The sequence below is a fragment of the Marinobacterium nitratireducens genome, assembly GCF_014645375.1.
In the GTDB taxonomy this organism is placed as follows: Bacteria; Pseudomonadota; Gammaproteobacteria; order Pseudomonadales; family Balneatricaceae; genus Marinobacterium_A; species Marinobacterium_A nitratireducens.
Genome location: NZ_BMLT01000001.1, coordinates 390,704 through 404,182 on the forward strand (window position 1 = coordinate 390,704; position 13,479 = coordinate 404,182).

At 51.2% G+C, this 13,479-nt stretch carries 9 protein-coding genes and 8 pseudogenes; 7 read left to right on the forward strand and 10 right to left on the reverse strand.

Annotated elements, in window-relative coordinates:
• Window positions 1-48 precede the first annotated feature (48 nt).
• Window positions 49-1,070 (forward strand): annotated as a pseudogene (locus tag IEX85_RS01725) (IS110 family RNA-guided transposase).
• A gap of 354 nt (window positions 1,071-1,424) precedes the next feature.
• On the opposite strand, the pseudogene IEX85_RS01730 reads toward IEX85_RS01725, so the two are convergent.
• A pseudogene (locus IEX85_RS01730) lies at window positions 1,425-1,913 on the reverse strand (IS5 family transposase); the annotation flags it as partial.
• 80 nt (window positions 1,914-1,993) lie between these two features.
• Between IEX85_RS01730 and IEX85_RS01735 the strand changes: the two are divergent.
• The gene (locus IEX85_RS01735) at window positions 1,994-3,022 is read left to right on the forward strand and encodes an IS110 family RNA-guided transposase (protein WP_188857642.1); all 1,029 of its coding nucleotides are present in this window, start codon (window positions 1,994-1,996) and stop codon (window positions 3,020-3,022) included.
• A 273-nt stretch (window positions 3,023-3,295) separates the two neighbouring features.
• Here IEX85_RS01735 and IEX85_RS01740 read toward each other — a convergent pair.
• Together IEX85_RS01740 and IEX85_RS01745 are read right to left on the reverse strand one after the other, a co-directional pair.
• Window positions 3,296-3,829, reverse strand: a pseudogene (locus tag IEX85_RS01740) (IS5 family transposase); the annotation flags it as partial.
• A 165-nt stretch (window positions 3,830-3,994) separates the two neighbouring features.
• Window positions 3,995-4,277, reverse strand: a pseudogene (locus IEX85_RS01745) (transposase); the annotation flags it as partial.
• A 289-nt stretch (window positions 4,278-4,566) separates the two neighbouring features.
• On the opposite strand from IEX85_RS01745, the gene IEX85_RS01750 reads away from it, so the two are divergent.
• Window positions 4,567-5,655 carry a zinc-binding dehydrogenase gene (locus IEX85_RS01750; RefSeq protein ID WP_188857644.1) on the forward strand — a complete coding sequence of 363 codons (1,089 nt, stop codon included), beginning with the start codon at window positions 4,567-4,569 and terminating at the stop codon, window positions 5,653-5,655.
• 296 nt (window positions 5,656-5,951) lie between these two features.
• Here IEX85_RS01750 and IEX85_RS01755 read toward each other — a convergent pair whose 3' ends face one another.
• Window positions 5,952-6,458, reverse strand: coding sequence for a DDE-type integrase/transposase/recombinase (locus tag IEX85_RS01755; RefSeq protein WP_268238062.1), 507 nt, complete (start codon window positions 6,456-6,458; stop codon window positions 5,952-5,954).
• 180 nt (window positions 6,459-6,638) lie between these two features.
• Between IEX85_RS01755 and IEX85_RS23915 the strand changes: the two are divergent.
• Window positions 6,639-6,740: pseudogene (locus tag IEX85_RS23915) on the forward strand (IS5/IS1182 family transposase); the annotation flags it as partial.
• On the opposite strand, the pseudogene IEX85_RS01760 reads toward IEX85_RS23915, so the two are convergent.
• The 3 genes and pseudogenes from IEX85_RS01760 to IEX85_RS01770 form a co-directional block, all read right to left on the reverse strand.
• A pseudogene (locus tag IEX85_RS01760) lies at window positions 6,741-7,070 on the reverse strand (IS5/IS1182 family transposase); the annotation flags it as partial. It abuts the pseudogene before it with no gap.
• Between the two features lie 104 nt (window positions 7,071-7,174).
• The gene (locus IEX85_RS01765) at window positions 7,175-7,966 is read right to left on the reverse strand and encodes an N-acyl homoserine lactonase family protein (RefSeq protein ID WP_188857647.1); all 792 of its coding nucleotides are present in this window, start codon (window positions 7,964-7,966) and stop codon (window positions 7,175-7,177) included.
• A 126-nt stretch (window positions 7,967-8,092) separates the two neighbouring features.
• Window positions 8,093-8,776 (reverse strand): GntR family transcriptional regulator, encoded by a 684-nt coding sequence (locus IEX85_RS01770; protein WP_188857649.1) that lies wholly within the window; start codon window positions 8,774-8,776, stop codon window positions 8,093-8,095.
• Window positions 8,777-9,050: 274 nt separating this feature from the next.
• Between IEX85_RS01770 and IEX85_RS01775 the strand changes: the two are divergent.
• Both IEX85_RS01775 and IEX85_RS01780 read left to right on the forward strand, forming a co-directional pair.
• Window positions 9,051-9,788 (forward strand): annotated as a pseudogene (locus IEX85_RS01775) (IS1634 family transposase); the annotation flags it as partial.
• 66 nt (window positions 9,789-9,854) lie between these two features.
• Window positions 9,855-10,025, forward strand: a pseudogene (locus tag IEX85_RS01780) (integrase core domain-containing protein); the annotation flags it as partial.
• Between the two features lie 221 nt (window positions 10,026-10,246).
• On the opposite strand, the gene IEX85_RS01785 reads toward IEX85_RS01780, so the two are convergent.
• From IEX85_RS01785 to mobH, 3 genes are all read right to left on the reverse strand, one after another.
• Window positions 10,247-10,744 (reverse strand): Crp/Fnr family transcriptional regulator, encoded by a 498-nt coding sequence (locus tag IEX85_RS01785; RefSeq protein ID WP_229721745.1) that lies wholly within the window; start codon window positions 10,742-10,744, stop codon window positions 10,247-10,249.
• A 556-nt stretch (window positions 10,745-11,300) separates the two neighbouring features.
• Complete coding sequence (locus tag IEX85_RS24265; RefSeq protein ID WP_444543269.1) at window positions 11,301-11,837, reverse strand: conjugal transfer nickase/helicase domain-containing protein; 537 nt, start codon at window positions 11,835-11,837, stop codon at window positions 11,301-11,303.
• Window positions 11,819-12,874 carry a MobH family relaxase gene (gene mobH / locus IEX85_RS01790; RefSeq protein WP_444543270.1) on the reverse strand — a complete coding sequence of 352 codons (1,056 nt, stop codon included), beginning with the start codon at window positions 12,872-12,874 and terminating at the stop codon, window positions 11,819-11,821. Before mobH ends, IEX85_RS24265 begins: the two co-directional genes overlap by 19 nt.
• 316 nt (window positions 12,875-13,190) lie before the next feature.
• Between mobH and IEX85_RS01795 the strand changes: the two genes are divergently transcribed.
• Window positions 13,191-13,478 carry a hypothetical protein gene (locus tag IEX85_RS01795; RefSeq protein ID WP_188857657.1) on the forward strand — a complete coding sequence of 96 codons (288 nt, stop codon included), beginning with the start codon at window positions 13,191-13,193 and terminating at the stop codon, window positions 13,476-13,478.
• The last annotated feature ends 1 nt before the right edge of the window (window position 13,479 follow it).

The following is a 13,479-nucleotide window of genomic DNA, read 5'->3' on the forward strand; positions in this document are numbered from 1 at the left end:
GTGCCAGATTGGAAGTTGACGCAACCAATCGTAAAGAAGGAGCCCATCATGGAAATTATGCGTATTGGTCTCGACTTGGCCAAGAATGTTTTCGAAGTCTTTGGGGTTGATGAGCAGGAGCAACAGGCGTCTGCGCAAGGCGCTCAAACGCAGCCAGGTAATGAAGTTCTTCGCTCAGCTCCATCCTTGCATTGTCGGGATGGAAAGCTGCGGCAGTGCCCACCATTGGGCGCGAAGGCTGCGCAGCTGTGGCCATGAGGTCCGAATGATGGCTCCACAGTTCGTGGCTCCATACCGAAAGAGCGATAAAAACGATCACAATGATGCTGAGGCCATCTGCGAAGCCTGCGGCCGGCCCAATATGCGCTTTGTACCGATTAAGACCGAAGAGCAGCAAGCCGTACTGATGGTGCACCGGGTTCGAAGCTTGATGGTGGGCGAACGCACATCGCTCGTTAATCAGATCAGAGGGCTGCTGAGCGAATTCGGTATTGTATTGCCGCAAGGACGCTGCCACGTGCGCAGCCAATTACCCGGTATTCTCGAAGATGCCGAGAACGAACTGCCCGTGGTCGCGAGAGAGGTCTTCGCCAATCAGTATAAGCGCCTCTGTGACCTGGATCGAAAGATTGGCGAGTATGACAAGAGGATTGAGGCGCTGGCTCAGGCCGATGAAAACGCTAAACGACTCATGACTCTTGAGGGTGTGGGTCCGATTACTGCGACGGCACTCATCGCCACGGTTGGTGACGTCAGAACCTTAAAAAGACAGCCGGCAATTTTCAGCCTGGCTCGGGCTTGTACCCAGACAGTGGTCAACAGGTGGTCGAGCGCGACATGGCCGGATCACCAAACGTGGAGACGTCTATCTGTGAACGCTGCTGATCCACGGAGCTCGCGCTGTCATGCGCTACCTGATGAATAAAGACGACCAAAAGAGCAAATGGGACAAGGCGGTTCGAGAGCGACGTGGCTTCAACAAAGCAGCAGTTGCACTGGCGGCCAAGCATGCTCGGATACTCTGGGCGATGTTGGCCAAGGGATCAGAATACCGGCCAACATTAGCTTGAACGTTTAAACCGAGGTGAATGCAACGACATTGGCGTGATTGCATAACGGGTTGTACCGACGTCAGCAAAACCTGAGATCACACAGGGTCCTTGAGACCGGCAGGGAAATGAGGAGCTGGCGGGCGGATCTCCATCAGGATCCGAGCCGATAAAAACGGCTCAATACAGAGACCGGATACAAGCGAGCAGTAAGACCTTACATGTCGAACGCCAACAAGTTGCGAAACCGGGGGAGTCCATACAAACCTGTGATTAAGTCCTTATTTCTACCACGACTCGCAATCGCCGTAACTGGACTCAACTTCGGCGTCACTCTCCTGTGTTTTTCGTCGGAGAGCAGCCTTTTCAGGCAGTTCAGACGGATTGACCCTGTGCTCGCAACATCTGATCCACGCGAATGAGGTTTGACAGCGCAAACAGCATTGCCAGTTTGCCATCATTTTTCTTCAGACCACGGTAACGGGCTTTCACGAAGCCGAATTGGCACTTAATGATCCGGAACGGATGCTCGACCTTGGCGCGGAGGCTGGCCTTCAGATACTCGGTGCGGATCCTGACCTTATTGATCCGGGGATGCTTTTTCAGCACCTTCAGTTTCCCTGGTTGTTCAGCGATATGCCAGTCCGCACGCACATCTTTCAGCTCGTCCCGCTTTTCCGCGCCTCGGTAACCCGCATCGGCAAAAATGAACGCTCCATCGCCGTGTAGCAGATGCTCAGCCTGGTTCAGGTCATGCTCATTGGCTGCAGTAGTGGTGAAGCTGTGCGTGATTCCGGTACGCGCATCCACACCGATGTGTGCTTTCAGGCCAAAGTGCTATTGGTTGCCTTTCTTAATGGAATGGTCGCCCCGCCTTTTCGCGAACCCCCGCCAGAAGTAACAAACTGGTAACGTTGAACCATCCAACGACAGGAGCAACCAAGATGAACGCTACACGGATTGGAATCGACTTGGCTAAGAATTCGTTTCAACTCCACGGTGTTGGATCGAACGGAAAGGTTGCACTCAGGAAGAAACTGACACGCACGAAATTACTGCCATTCATCGCCAACCTGCCAGCCTGCGAAATCGGCATGGAGGCATGTGGCAGCGCACACTACTGGGCGCGCGAGTTCGCAAAGTTTGGTCATTCAGTCAAACTGATCGCGCCTCAATTCGTAAAGCCGTATGTCAAATCGAATAAGAATGATTCGGCAGATGCCGAGGCGATCTGTGAAGCCATGAGCCGGCCGAACATGCGTTTCGTCCCCATCAAAACACAAGAGCAACAGGCCTCTTTGAGCATGCATCGCGTACGCGAGGGGCTTGTGCAGGAGCGCACGGCAGTGGCCAACCGAATCCGAGGGCTACTTTTTGAGTTCGGCCTGGTGATACCAGCGGGCATCCGCCACTTACGCTTTGGATTACAAGACGTTATCGAGGCAAACGAGCATGCGCTTCCAAACACCTTTCGATTGTTGGTTCAACGTTTACTGGATCATTTCGCATACCTTGATCAGCAGCTGAAAGAGCTGGAGCAGGACATCCACCGTGAGTACCGTGCTAGCGAAGCCTGTAGACGTCTCGGTGCCATTCCCGGCATCGGCCCTATCACGGCTACTGCGTTAGTAGCGACAATAGGTGACGCCCGGAGTTTCCAGAGTGGGCGGCAGTTAGCAGCATGGCTTGGACTCGTCCCTCGGCAACATTCGACAGGCGGTAAACCAACGTTATTGGGCATCAGCAAGCGTGGCGACGGTTATTTGCGCCGGAATTTGATCCACGGTGCCCGGGCAGTCATGCGCTTTGCCACAGACAAAGACGAACCAGTTCCGTGGCTGGTGCATCTTCTTCAACGGCGTCACAAGAATGTCGTCATCACGGCCTTGGCCAATAAAAATGTGCGAGTCGCCTGGGCGCTGCTGACCCATGAGTGCGACTATCAAATAGGCTACAGGGGCAGTGCTGCTTGATCAATCAGGGACGATTCAGGCAGGCACTGAAAAAGAAAAACCGTCAACGAGAGTCGACCAATTGCAAAGGCAATTATGACGTGATGGCAAGGCAGGTCAGACCGTGACCGGGTGAACCCGAACCAGACTAGGCACCCTTGAGTGCGATTTTTTGATAGTGCCCCGGTCAGCGCATTCCATCAGGGACAAAGGCGACGGCCTTAATGAAAGTCCGGATATATGGCTGCAACTCTCAACCTCGCCAAACCAGAACCGATTGTAGGCCATTGCAAACCAGGGGCGACCATATATGGTCTGGTGCATCTCGGGCGGTCCGCCGTTGCGGTCACGCTCGCCGCTGCGGTTCTTAGTTGAACTGGGAGCTTCGATAATAGTGGCATCGATCAGGGAATCTTCCTTGAGCAGTACACCCGCCTCGGACAACCACTGATTGACCTCGTCGAAGATCTGGCGTGCCAGTCCATGTTGTTCCAGCAGGTGGCGGAACTTCAGAATCGTGGAATGATCCGGGATGGCTTTGTCCAGTGACTAGCCGGCAAACAGGCGCATGGAGCCAATTTCGTACAGTGCATCTTCCATGGCGGGATCACTGAGGTTGTACCACTGTTGCATGCAGTGAATCCGCACCATGGTCGTGAGCGGATAGGGCCGACGCCCATTACCAGCCTTTGGATAATAGGGCTCGATCAGCGCTTCCAACCGCGCCCACGGGATCAGCTGGTCCATCCGCCCGAGGAACTTTTCCTTTCGCGTCTGGCGGCGCTTGTTGCTGAACTCACTGTCGGCGAATGTGAGCTGCTGATCCATCCGAGCTTTCCTTGATGCAGTTGATGGCCGCTATTGTCTCATGGCGCGGACTAGATCACAGCTTCCCTAGGTCTATGCCTAGGCCTTTGCTTCTACCAAGGTGTCCGGTTTAAACGGGGGCTACTACTTTCCCCTTACCTCGTAACCTGAGCCGCCACTGACGACTCAAAAGGCCTCGATTCCGGCTCGCTGGACGTACACCAGTCGCTTCAGGTTATAGCAGGCGGCCATCATCGTCATGGAATAGTTGGCTCTCGCTTGACCCACGGTCCAGATCAGTTTGCTTCCCATCTGCTCGATCCTGGCGAACACATGCTCTACGCGGGCACGTGTTTTGGCGGTCCGCGCATTGCGCCCCTGCTGACAGTCCGACAAAGGCTTATGACGATGGCCTTTGGCGATAACCGTGTTGCTTTAGCCAGGCTTCTCGTTCCGCTGAGGTGCCGCCGGTCCAGATGCTGTATACACCAGAGTGCTATGGGTGATGAACCGCCGGACACAGCTGAATCTACCCTTCTGTCTGAAATACACGTCCCCCCCCTATTCGCACACTCACCCCTCCACGAGCAGCCTAGAGAAGAGAACGCACATCTTATTATTGTATTAATGTAGTATTGTTGTTAGTGTCGGAACCAGAACGGCAGGCTGATGCTCACACCCGACGCTGAAAACGGTCGCCAAACCAGGCCCAGCCTAACCGAGTAGTAACTTGAGTTTGACTGAGAGGACTAGCAGTAATGAAAGGTAAAGTTGCGGTTATGACGGAGCCAGGCCGGCTCGAATATCAAGAGTACGATCTGCCACAGCCAGGCTACGGAGCCGTGTTATTGGAGGTGCTTCGTTCGAACGTTTGCGGATCCGAACTACACATATGGAGAGGTCACCATCCAGTTAAAAAGCGTGGCGGGATCGGCCACGAAATGGTTGGGCGAGTTACCGCTTTGGGCGAGGGAGTTTCAACAGATAGTGCCGGCGAAACATTATCAGTAGGTGATAGGGTTGTAGCAACATACTTTCAAACGTGTCTAAGTTGTCCTCAATGCATGAGAGGTCAATATAACCTGTGTGATAACGCTTACGAATTCTTTGGATTGCAACCTGAAGATTCGCCTCATTTTCATACCTCATTTTCCACGCATATATATATCCATCCTCGTCAGCATATTTATAAAGTACACGAAGCAATCCCTGATAGTGTGGCTGCTAGCGCAAACTGTGCTCTATCCCAGGTGTATTTCGGATTGGACAAGATTGATCTTAAGTACGGCGAGACGCTGGTAATTCAAGGGGCTGGTGGTTTGGGCTTGATGGGCGTGGCAGTCGCGCGTGAGCGGGGTGCAAGGGTTATCATTATTGATAGTGTAAAGCAGAGGTTGGAACAAGCTAAATCATTTGGTGCTGACGTCGTCATAAATATTGATGACTACCCCGAAGTTACTGAAAGACAGAATTTGGTTAAATCTTTGACCGCAGGAGAAGGTGCCGACGTTGGGATGGAAGTAGCTGGCGTGCCAGCTGCATTCAACGAGGGTGTCACAGGGCTTGTAAGACGAGGCGGTCGTTACCTTGTAATGGGTAATTTATCGCCGGGAAGAACTATAGATTTTGACCCAGGTTTATTCACTCGCCGTGCCATCCAAGTGCTGCCGGTGGATCGTTACGACGGACGCTATTTGTTCAAAGCACTACAATTTTTAGAGAACACAATGGATAAATATCCATATGAAAAATTGATTGACGCAGAATTCGATCTCTGTTGTGTCGAGGAAGCGCTTGATAAATCTGCAAGCCGACAGGTTACTAGGGCGTCGATAGTGATCAAATAAAAGTAAAGATAAGTGCAGTAGATTAATTGTTCAACTTAGATTGCTTGAGCAATGATTTATAAAAAAGCCCTGAAAAATAAACATAAGCAACAAAGAAAAAATTAACGGAGAAAATAAAATGAAAAAAACAGCGGTTCTAAAAGAATCAGGCTTATAAAATCCTTACGCAGTACCAAAGGCGATTAGCATCGAATATGTTGATCTAGCTGTGGATGCTAAAGACGTTGTTCGCACAGTTTCGGTATTCGAGAGACCGGCGGTAGATTTCCGATACTGCATTGAGGACGCTGCTTGTTCTAGTGGTTAATCCATTTCGGCAGCGCCCAGTGGCGCGATATCGAATTCGCATAGGGAACGGCGGAAGCCCATTCTCTGATCATCGTCTGTATAAGGCGCTCGGCCTTGCCATTGGTCCTCGGTGTGTAAGGCCGAGTGTAGACATGCTTGATACCCGCCGCATCGAGAGCCGCATTGAACAGTCGCGAACGATAGGCTGAGCCGTTGTCGGTCATCAGACGTTTCACTGTAACGCCAATTCTCGCATACGCCTCCAGGGCGCGCTTTAGGAAGCTGGTGGTCGTGTGCTGGGCCTCATCAGCCAGCACCTCGGCATAGGCCCATCGACTGTGATCATTGATACAGATATCGACGCATTCGTAGCCCGCGCCAAAGGTCTTCTGTTTCCGATTCCCGGTCATGCGATGTCCCGGGCGGTCAAAGCGTGGCAGCTTCTTGATGTCCATGTGGAGCATGTCTCCGGGCTGCGCATGCTCGTAGCGATTGGCCGGCGGTTTGGGCTCCAGGTCACGGAGGCCTTGAGCTGTTGTCGACGCCGTTCAGTTAGGCAATTTTCAGCGTGCTGGCGATCTTGCGCGTCGTCCAGCGAAACTACGCTGCATGTTGGCAATCAACTCAGCCCACTGCTGCGACAGTTGATTGGGTGAATTGCGCGGACGACTGGAGGCTGATTGCAGGCCATTGAGACCGGCTTCTTTACAACGACAGCTGCACATGAGCACGATCTTAATCAGGCCAGTCATGTACTGCATGGTGATGAGGCCTTCATCTTCGCGGACGCGGGGTACATCAACACCGATATGCGCCTTCATTCCAAAGTGACATTCATTGCCTGTCTTGGTCTGATGCATCTCGGGCGGTCCGCCGTTGCGGTCACGCTCACCGGCTTTGTTTTTGGTCGAACTCGGCGCCTCAATAATGGTGGCATCAAGCAGCGAGCCTTCTTTGAGCTGGACACCGGCTTCCGATAGCCACTGGTTCACCTCTTCAAAAATCTGGCGAGCTAAACCGTGCTGTTCCAGCAGGTGCCGAAACTTCAGAATGGTGGAGTGATCAGGTATCGCCTTGTCCAATGACGGGCCCGCAAAGAGTCGCATGGATGCAATCTCGTACAGTGAAAGCTGAAAACGCGGCTTAAATCGGGCGCCTACGGGGTGAGCGAGCGTAATACTAATATAGTATATATAGATTCAATACAATAAATCTTTATCCATTATCTGAGTCATGCTAATTGAACAACAATCCCTTCCATTTCTTCAGATGGAGCATTATATCTTTCCATAACTCGCGGATCGTGACCCGGTATTATTAAAGATGGGGACGAAGCGAGCTCATTTAATTTAGCATGGCCTTCAAGCATGTCGTGAACATTAAGAACAATCGGAAAAGGACGTTTACTTTCAAAATTTTCGTAGTAATGCGATGCATCAGAGGCTAGTACCATCCAACCTTGTTTGGTCCAAACTTGTACAATCTGCAAGCCTGCACAATGTCCTCCAATATGATGTAATCTTAGACCAGGTACTAACTCTGCATTACCGTCTATAAAGTTGACGCGGTCGGTATGTACGTACCGGACAACGTCCAACACATCCTCCAACTCGTATGCCTGTCTCAGGAAGCTATGCCGCATGCTTCTACCTGTGACGTAGGCCACTTCGCTATCTTGTATGAAAAAACGCGCATTCTTAAATAGACTAAGATTACCTGCATGATCATAATGCATATGCGTGATGATAATCGACTCAACATCACTGCGATCTATTCCCAGCAAAGAGAGCCCTTCAGTCGGGCAGCGTAAGAATATACGTCTACGTGATATCGCTCTCTGCGCATCAAATCCCGTATCAATTAGGAATAAATGTTCTTTTGATCGAGCGACCCATACATAATAATCCATAGACGTAGCAGAATCGTGCGGATCAGAGCCAATGAAATTATCAGATGCGTTTCGCTGAACCGTAGCATATTTAATCGCGTAAACCGAAAATGGCTCTATATTGTTTTCGAACATAAACTACTCACAGTTAAATAATTATACATAAACTACATCAAGTGATATTCAACAATTCTATAGCCGGAATCGTTAGCGTTATTATATTAATTTAAGCCTTAATAATCATAAACTATATATTATGGATTAATGATTATTTTGCTTCTCGCCTGACTTCATCAATAAGAGCTCGACAACGTTTTTTTCAGAATTTTCGATATGTTTTAACGCCGCTTCACTAGCTCTTGCCCTATCGCGTTTTTTAATTGCTTCCACGATTTCTTCAATTTCAATAACAGTGAACTTAAGGCGACCAGGGCGTCCCATTGATAAAGTTCTTAGCATACTTATTCTGTTATTCAACTTATCCAGTTGTTCCTTAACTATTCTATTTTCGCTTATTCCCAGTAAAATATCATAAAATCTTTGCTTTATTTCACGAATTTCTTTACCGCTTAAGTTACGACTTGCCGCAATTCTCAACTCTTCAACCGCATTAGCTAATTCAGCAATTTCCTCATCTGTCGAGCTAACGACAAAATTACTTGTGGCCAATGCTTCTAAAGCACCTCGAACTTGATAGATCTGTCGTACATCGGGCAGTTCAACAGAAGCAACCACCGCGCCTCGATGAGGTACAAGAGTCAAGAGTCCCTCTGCTTCAAGAGATCGGATCGCTTCGCGCAAGGAAGTGCGACTGATATCCATCTCGTTACAAAGATCTTGTTCGACAAGTCGTTGCCCAGGCTTCAATCTACCGGATAGAATCTCTTCCCGAAGAGCCTCCTGGATCTGGAACCTCAGAGATGAGGTCTGTCGGACAACTTTCATAAAACCCCCGATAATGTATTACGATATGTGAATCGTACCATAAATGACTGATCCTGACCCCGTTTCAGTACCGCTTTCACGTGGAAAAATCCGGCTCTTCGGGGTCTTCGTTTTTGCTGTATATCGCTTGTTTCCGGGCGTAGTCGGCGGGTGTCATCCGGTCCACCCGGCTTCGACAGTTATCCACTGATTTGGGCTAAATTCCCGACCTGTCATCCTGTAAATTCAATGAGTTAGCGTTTCTCATCGCCAAACCATTGTAATGTTCCGTGACGCCACCGAAGAGGTCATCACCGAATCGCAGTGGCAGGGCCTGCGACTGGTGGTCGCGCATGACCCCGATCGAGCCGCCGAACAGACGGAAACGCGCGATGCCCAGATCCAGTCACTCGAGCAGGAGGCCGACCAACTGGCGCACAAGCTGGATGCTCAGGATAGTGGCCAGAAAGCCCGGGGGCGCAAGCTCTCGGATGGCGGCGCGACGGCGAAGCTGTACAAGGAGGTCAGCGACCGGGGACTGGCGCGGATCGTCCAGGTCGACCTGAAAAGCCCGCTATTCAGTTACGACATCGATGAACAGGCGCTGCATCGGGCGCGCCTGATGGAAGGCAAACTGCTGCTGGTCACCAATGTCCCGGACTTGCCGGCTGAGCAGATTGTGAAGCGTTACAAGTCGTTGGCCGACATCGAACGCGGCTTCAAGGTGCTGAAGTCTGACATCGAAATCGGCCCCGTCTACCACCGGCTACCGGACCGGATCCGGGCACATGCCATGATCTGTTTTATGGCCCTGGTGCTGCACCGAGTGATGCGAATGCGATTGAAGGCCGCTGGCTCCGACTATTCCCCCACACGGGCTCTGGAACAGCTGCGCCGAATCCAGTATCACCGGGCGAATCTCAACGCCGCCGCGTTCAACGGCATCTCGACGATGAACGCAGAACAGCTGTCGATTTTTAAGGCGCTGGAGGTGAGTAAACCGACCGCCAGTCAGGATCTGCCCCTCTTGTAGTGGAGCGTTTTGAAACGCTTTCTATAAGAATCAATGACTTATATCCCCTAACTGTCGAACTCAGGAGTAATGAATTTCTATATCTTCCGAACTCTGACAGAGGTGCGGGAGATCACCGACAAGTGGCTCGTCGAATACAACGAGGAGCGGCATCATGAATCATTGGGCGACCTGGCGCCTTGTGTCTTCCTGGCCCAACATTACGACCGGATGGACTCTAATAATTGCTGGCACTAAAACAAGGAGGTTTACATGACGTCGGTGGCTATATATCGCTAAGTAACAATACTACAAATAGATGCATCGTCCCATACTCGAAAATATAAAACGATCAGGCATGGAGTCATGCTTGTTGCCTAACACCGCTGGCGCTGTGTGTAACGATATACATGACTAGAGAAAAATGAAGCTTGTGTCTTGAAAACGTTATTTTCAAAGTCGATTCACGAATTTATAATTTATAGTAATCTATCTGAGTCATTCAATAAAATAATATTCTTATCCGATAAGACAATGTCACCTAACAATGAGCTCATTCTAATAAACCTCCTACAAACCTCTCGCATTAAGTTGATCATTAAGATACTGAAATCGGCATTATGATGTATTTGTAGCTCGTGAAAAACATCAGTTGATATCTTAACGACCACCCCTTTTGAGTGCATGCGCGCGCTTCCCCAGCGCGGCTGGAGTGCTATCATACTTGTGACGCCGACTTCCATCCCAGTCTTTATCCTTCCTTGAAATATTTTCTTTCGTTCACCGACCTTACAAAAAAAATCAACGTCACCAACTAATATTATATAAAAACTATCTGACGGATCACCAGATTTGAATAGCCATTCGTTTTTGTCTATCTCGTATATAGTCCCTCTCGCCAATAAAAAAAATGTCGCTTCTGAAGATATAGCCCCAAATGTAGAAAAGGTGGATAAATTTATTTCATCTATATACATATTTAGATCTGAAAAATTAATTATTTTCATATGTTCCTCAGGTATAAGAACCATAATAGTGTAAAAATAAAAACGTGACTAAAACGAAACTTATTAATAAATAATTTTTCTTTTAAATTACAGATGTTCAATATTTTATTAAACGATTCTAAAATAAAAAGTTGAAAATAATCCAATATGTGTCAATTAATACATATGAATTATAGACTATGAAACATGTGATCCTCCAGCCAAGCAGTACAAGCGCATGAAGAAGGCGATCAAGAAAGTGAAGGGCTTTCTGGGACGGGTGGTCCGCGACCTGGAGCGCCAAGTCAAACGGCTTTGCCTATGTACGCGACTTACTGCGTTTGGGGCTGACTGAACCGCCCCGGGTTCTGCGGAAGCAGCTTTTGTCTGAGTCAGGCCGCGTCACCTGACCCATTCAATTAGTGATTATACCATTTCCCGCTCTTCCGGTGGGAAGTCACAGATAGGCTACAGGAGACGGCGGTTGTTGAATTAGTCCATCCAGTCAATCACTCTGGATTCAATGGCATCTAACGGCCGCTGCCGTTTAGGTTTCTTTGACTACCAAGTAAGGATAATTCGACGGAGTCTCATCGAACAGATTACTCGAGCCCTGCAATAGATATCCATGCAGCCGGCGCGATTTGCGCGGCCCCGTTACTTCACAGGTCCAGATATTTAGCCCGTTGGGCTGTTTGCGGTGCAGTTGCAGTTTCTCGAAGAGCTTCTGCACCCACTGCCAATCCTGCTGCTGGTCCTCCTTGGCCCAGGCGGCGATCTGCGGATGCTCCTGCGCATATCGGTGGAACACGCCGGGGCTGACCAGGAACACGGTGTCGGCTACCGTATGCACCAATGCTTTCGCATCATTGATGATCAGCTTTCGTGACTGGATACCCTGTTTCAGCCAGCTCATGAAATGCTCACCGGAAGGTTTCTCTTTCGCAGCCAGAGCTGAGGCTTCCACCGCATGTTGCGTCTCTAATAGTGGTTTGGCGGCATCGGTATCCGAATGTACCGAATCACTGGGTGCAACTGGTGATGTCTTTGGATGGGGCGGTTCGATCATCGAAAGCAGATCCACAATCGCATCCGGTCCTGCATCTGCGCCTTCGGCGCCATTAGGTACGGTCTTATTCCCACGCCCTGATTCAGAGTCCTTTTCCAATGGCGTAGCGGGCGGGGAGGGGGAGCCGCACCAACAGCGACGCCAGCATCGGGCGCAGCCTCGATGGTTCCGACTTCTTGGTTGGTAGGTGTCTCCATCGTTACGGTACCGGTGCATGGCTCCGGGCGCTCATCCACCTCCCAGATCAGGGCCGGTGCTAAACGCAGTAAGGTGAAACCATGAGACCAGCCGGTTGCGCTGGTGATGGTGGCTTTCCAGATCGCCTTGCCCTCTGCGGTCGGCTGCAGGATGCCGTGATCCTGCAGCACCTCGAATACCGCGGTGTTGTTCGCCGGAATGCCGTCGATGCCTTGGGACAGCAAGTGCGCACGGAGCTTGTCGGAGACCGTCTTGCTTACCAGCCAAAGCGCATCCTGGGTCAGCCAGCCATCGGAGGCCTGGGGTTGGTTCAGCTTCAGCTCCTCCTTGAGCAGGTAGCGCAGGCCGTCGAGCAGCTTGCGCTGCAGGGCGTGTTTCGGAGCTGTCATGGCCTTGGCCGGATCGCCGCCCAGTTCGTGAGCCACCGAGGCGCGGTCGGCCTGGATGACCAGTTCGCCCAATACGCCGGCATGTTCGTACTGACCGGCCAGTACATACAGTAGCGCCGACCAGAGCACGTGGTAGTCGCTGAGCCAGTCCAGAATTTGACGATCGAGCAACTGGTGGTAGAGCAGACCGATGGCGGCACTGTGCAGGCGGTATACCCGGTCCTCACGGTAGCGGAAGCGATAGGGTTGTTGCAGCGGGCCGTGCCAGGGGTGCCAGCGGTTGCCGTCGGCAAGTTCGACGTGCAGGTCGACGGCAAGCTTACCGATATCGTGCAGCAGTGCGGCGTAGGCGGTGGCGGCCGTCCAGGCTTCGGACTGGGCGGCCTGGTCCTCGGGCGTGGCGCCGGCGGGCAATAGGTGGGACTGCCGCAGCTTGAGGGCATAGGCCACGATCTCCCGCTCCAATTTAATCTCCTTTGTCTTCACTAATTCCGTGCCAATATTTTGGGCGACCCCGCTATCTATATGTGTCGGTGTCACGACCGGAGCGCCGGCCGGGTAGGATGGGTGAAGTGATGCATCCTCTCGATCCTGAACGCTTTGTACGCCATTCGGGCATCACGAAACCCGTCGAATCGATCGTATTTCAGATCGATTGGTGTCGGTTGGCACAATGATGGCGGTGGGGCTCTCAGCCCGGAATTCATCTGCTTTGTAACTTTCAGCCTCAATATCTCCGGCTGCTTCAACGCCTGCGGACACCATCGTATCGGTATCCTCGGTGTCGACACGCAAGTGTGAAGAGTATTTCCAGATCGCGATCGGTTGGGCCCGGGGCAAGGCCAGTGCGCTCGGCAAGGCGATCGGGCCGTCGGTCCGTGCCGAAGAGGTGCCGGATGTGATCGAACGTTCGATGGCGATCTATCTGCATTATCGCGAGGTCGAGGAAGCCTTCATCGACACCCTTGGGCGTATCTGCCTGGCGCCGTTCAAGGAGGGTGCCTACGACCGGGGCTGGTCGCTCGGGAGGCAGGAGCATGAACGACCTGATCAAGATCGTAGATGGTGAG

What these genes read in the sequence shown, in the direction of transcription:
- IEX85_RS01735 (WP_188857642.1), top strand. Translation starts at nt 1,994, where the DNA reads ATGAACGCTACACGGATTGGAATCGACTTGGCTAAGAATTCGTTTCAA.
- IEX85_RS01750 (WP_188857644.1), top strand. Translation starts at nt 4,567, where the DNA reads ATGAAAGGTAAAGTTGCGGTTATGACGGAGCCAGGCCGGCTCGAATAT.
- IEX85_RS01765 (WP_188857647.1), bottom strand. Translation starts at nt 7,966, where the DNA reads ATGTTCGAAAACAATATAGAGCCATTTTCGGTTTACGCGATTAAATAT.
- IEX85_RS01770 (WP_188857649.1), bottom strand. Translation starts at nt 8,776, where the DNA reads ATGAAAGTTGTCCGACAGACCTCATCTCTGAGGTTCCAGATCCAGGAG.
- IEX85_RS01785 (WP_229721745.1), bottom strand. Translation starts at nt 10,744, where the DNA reads ATGTATATAGATGAAATAAATTTATCCACCTTTTCTACATTTGGGGCT.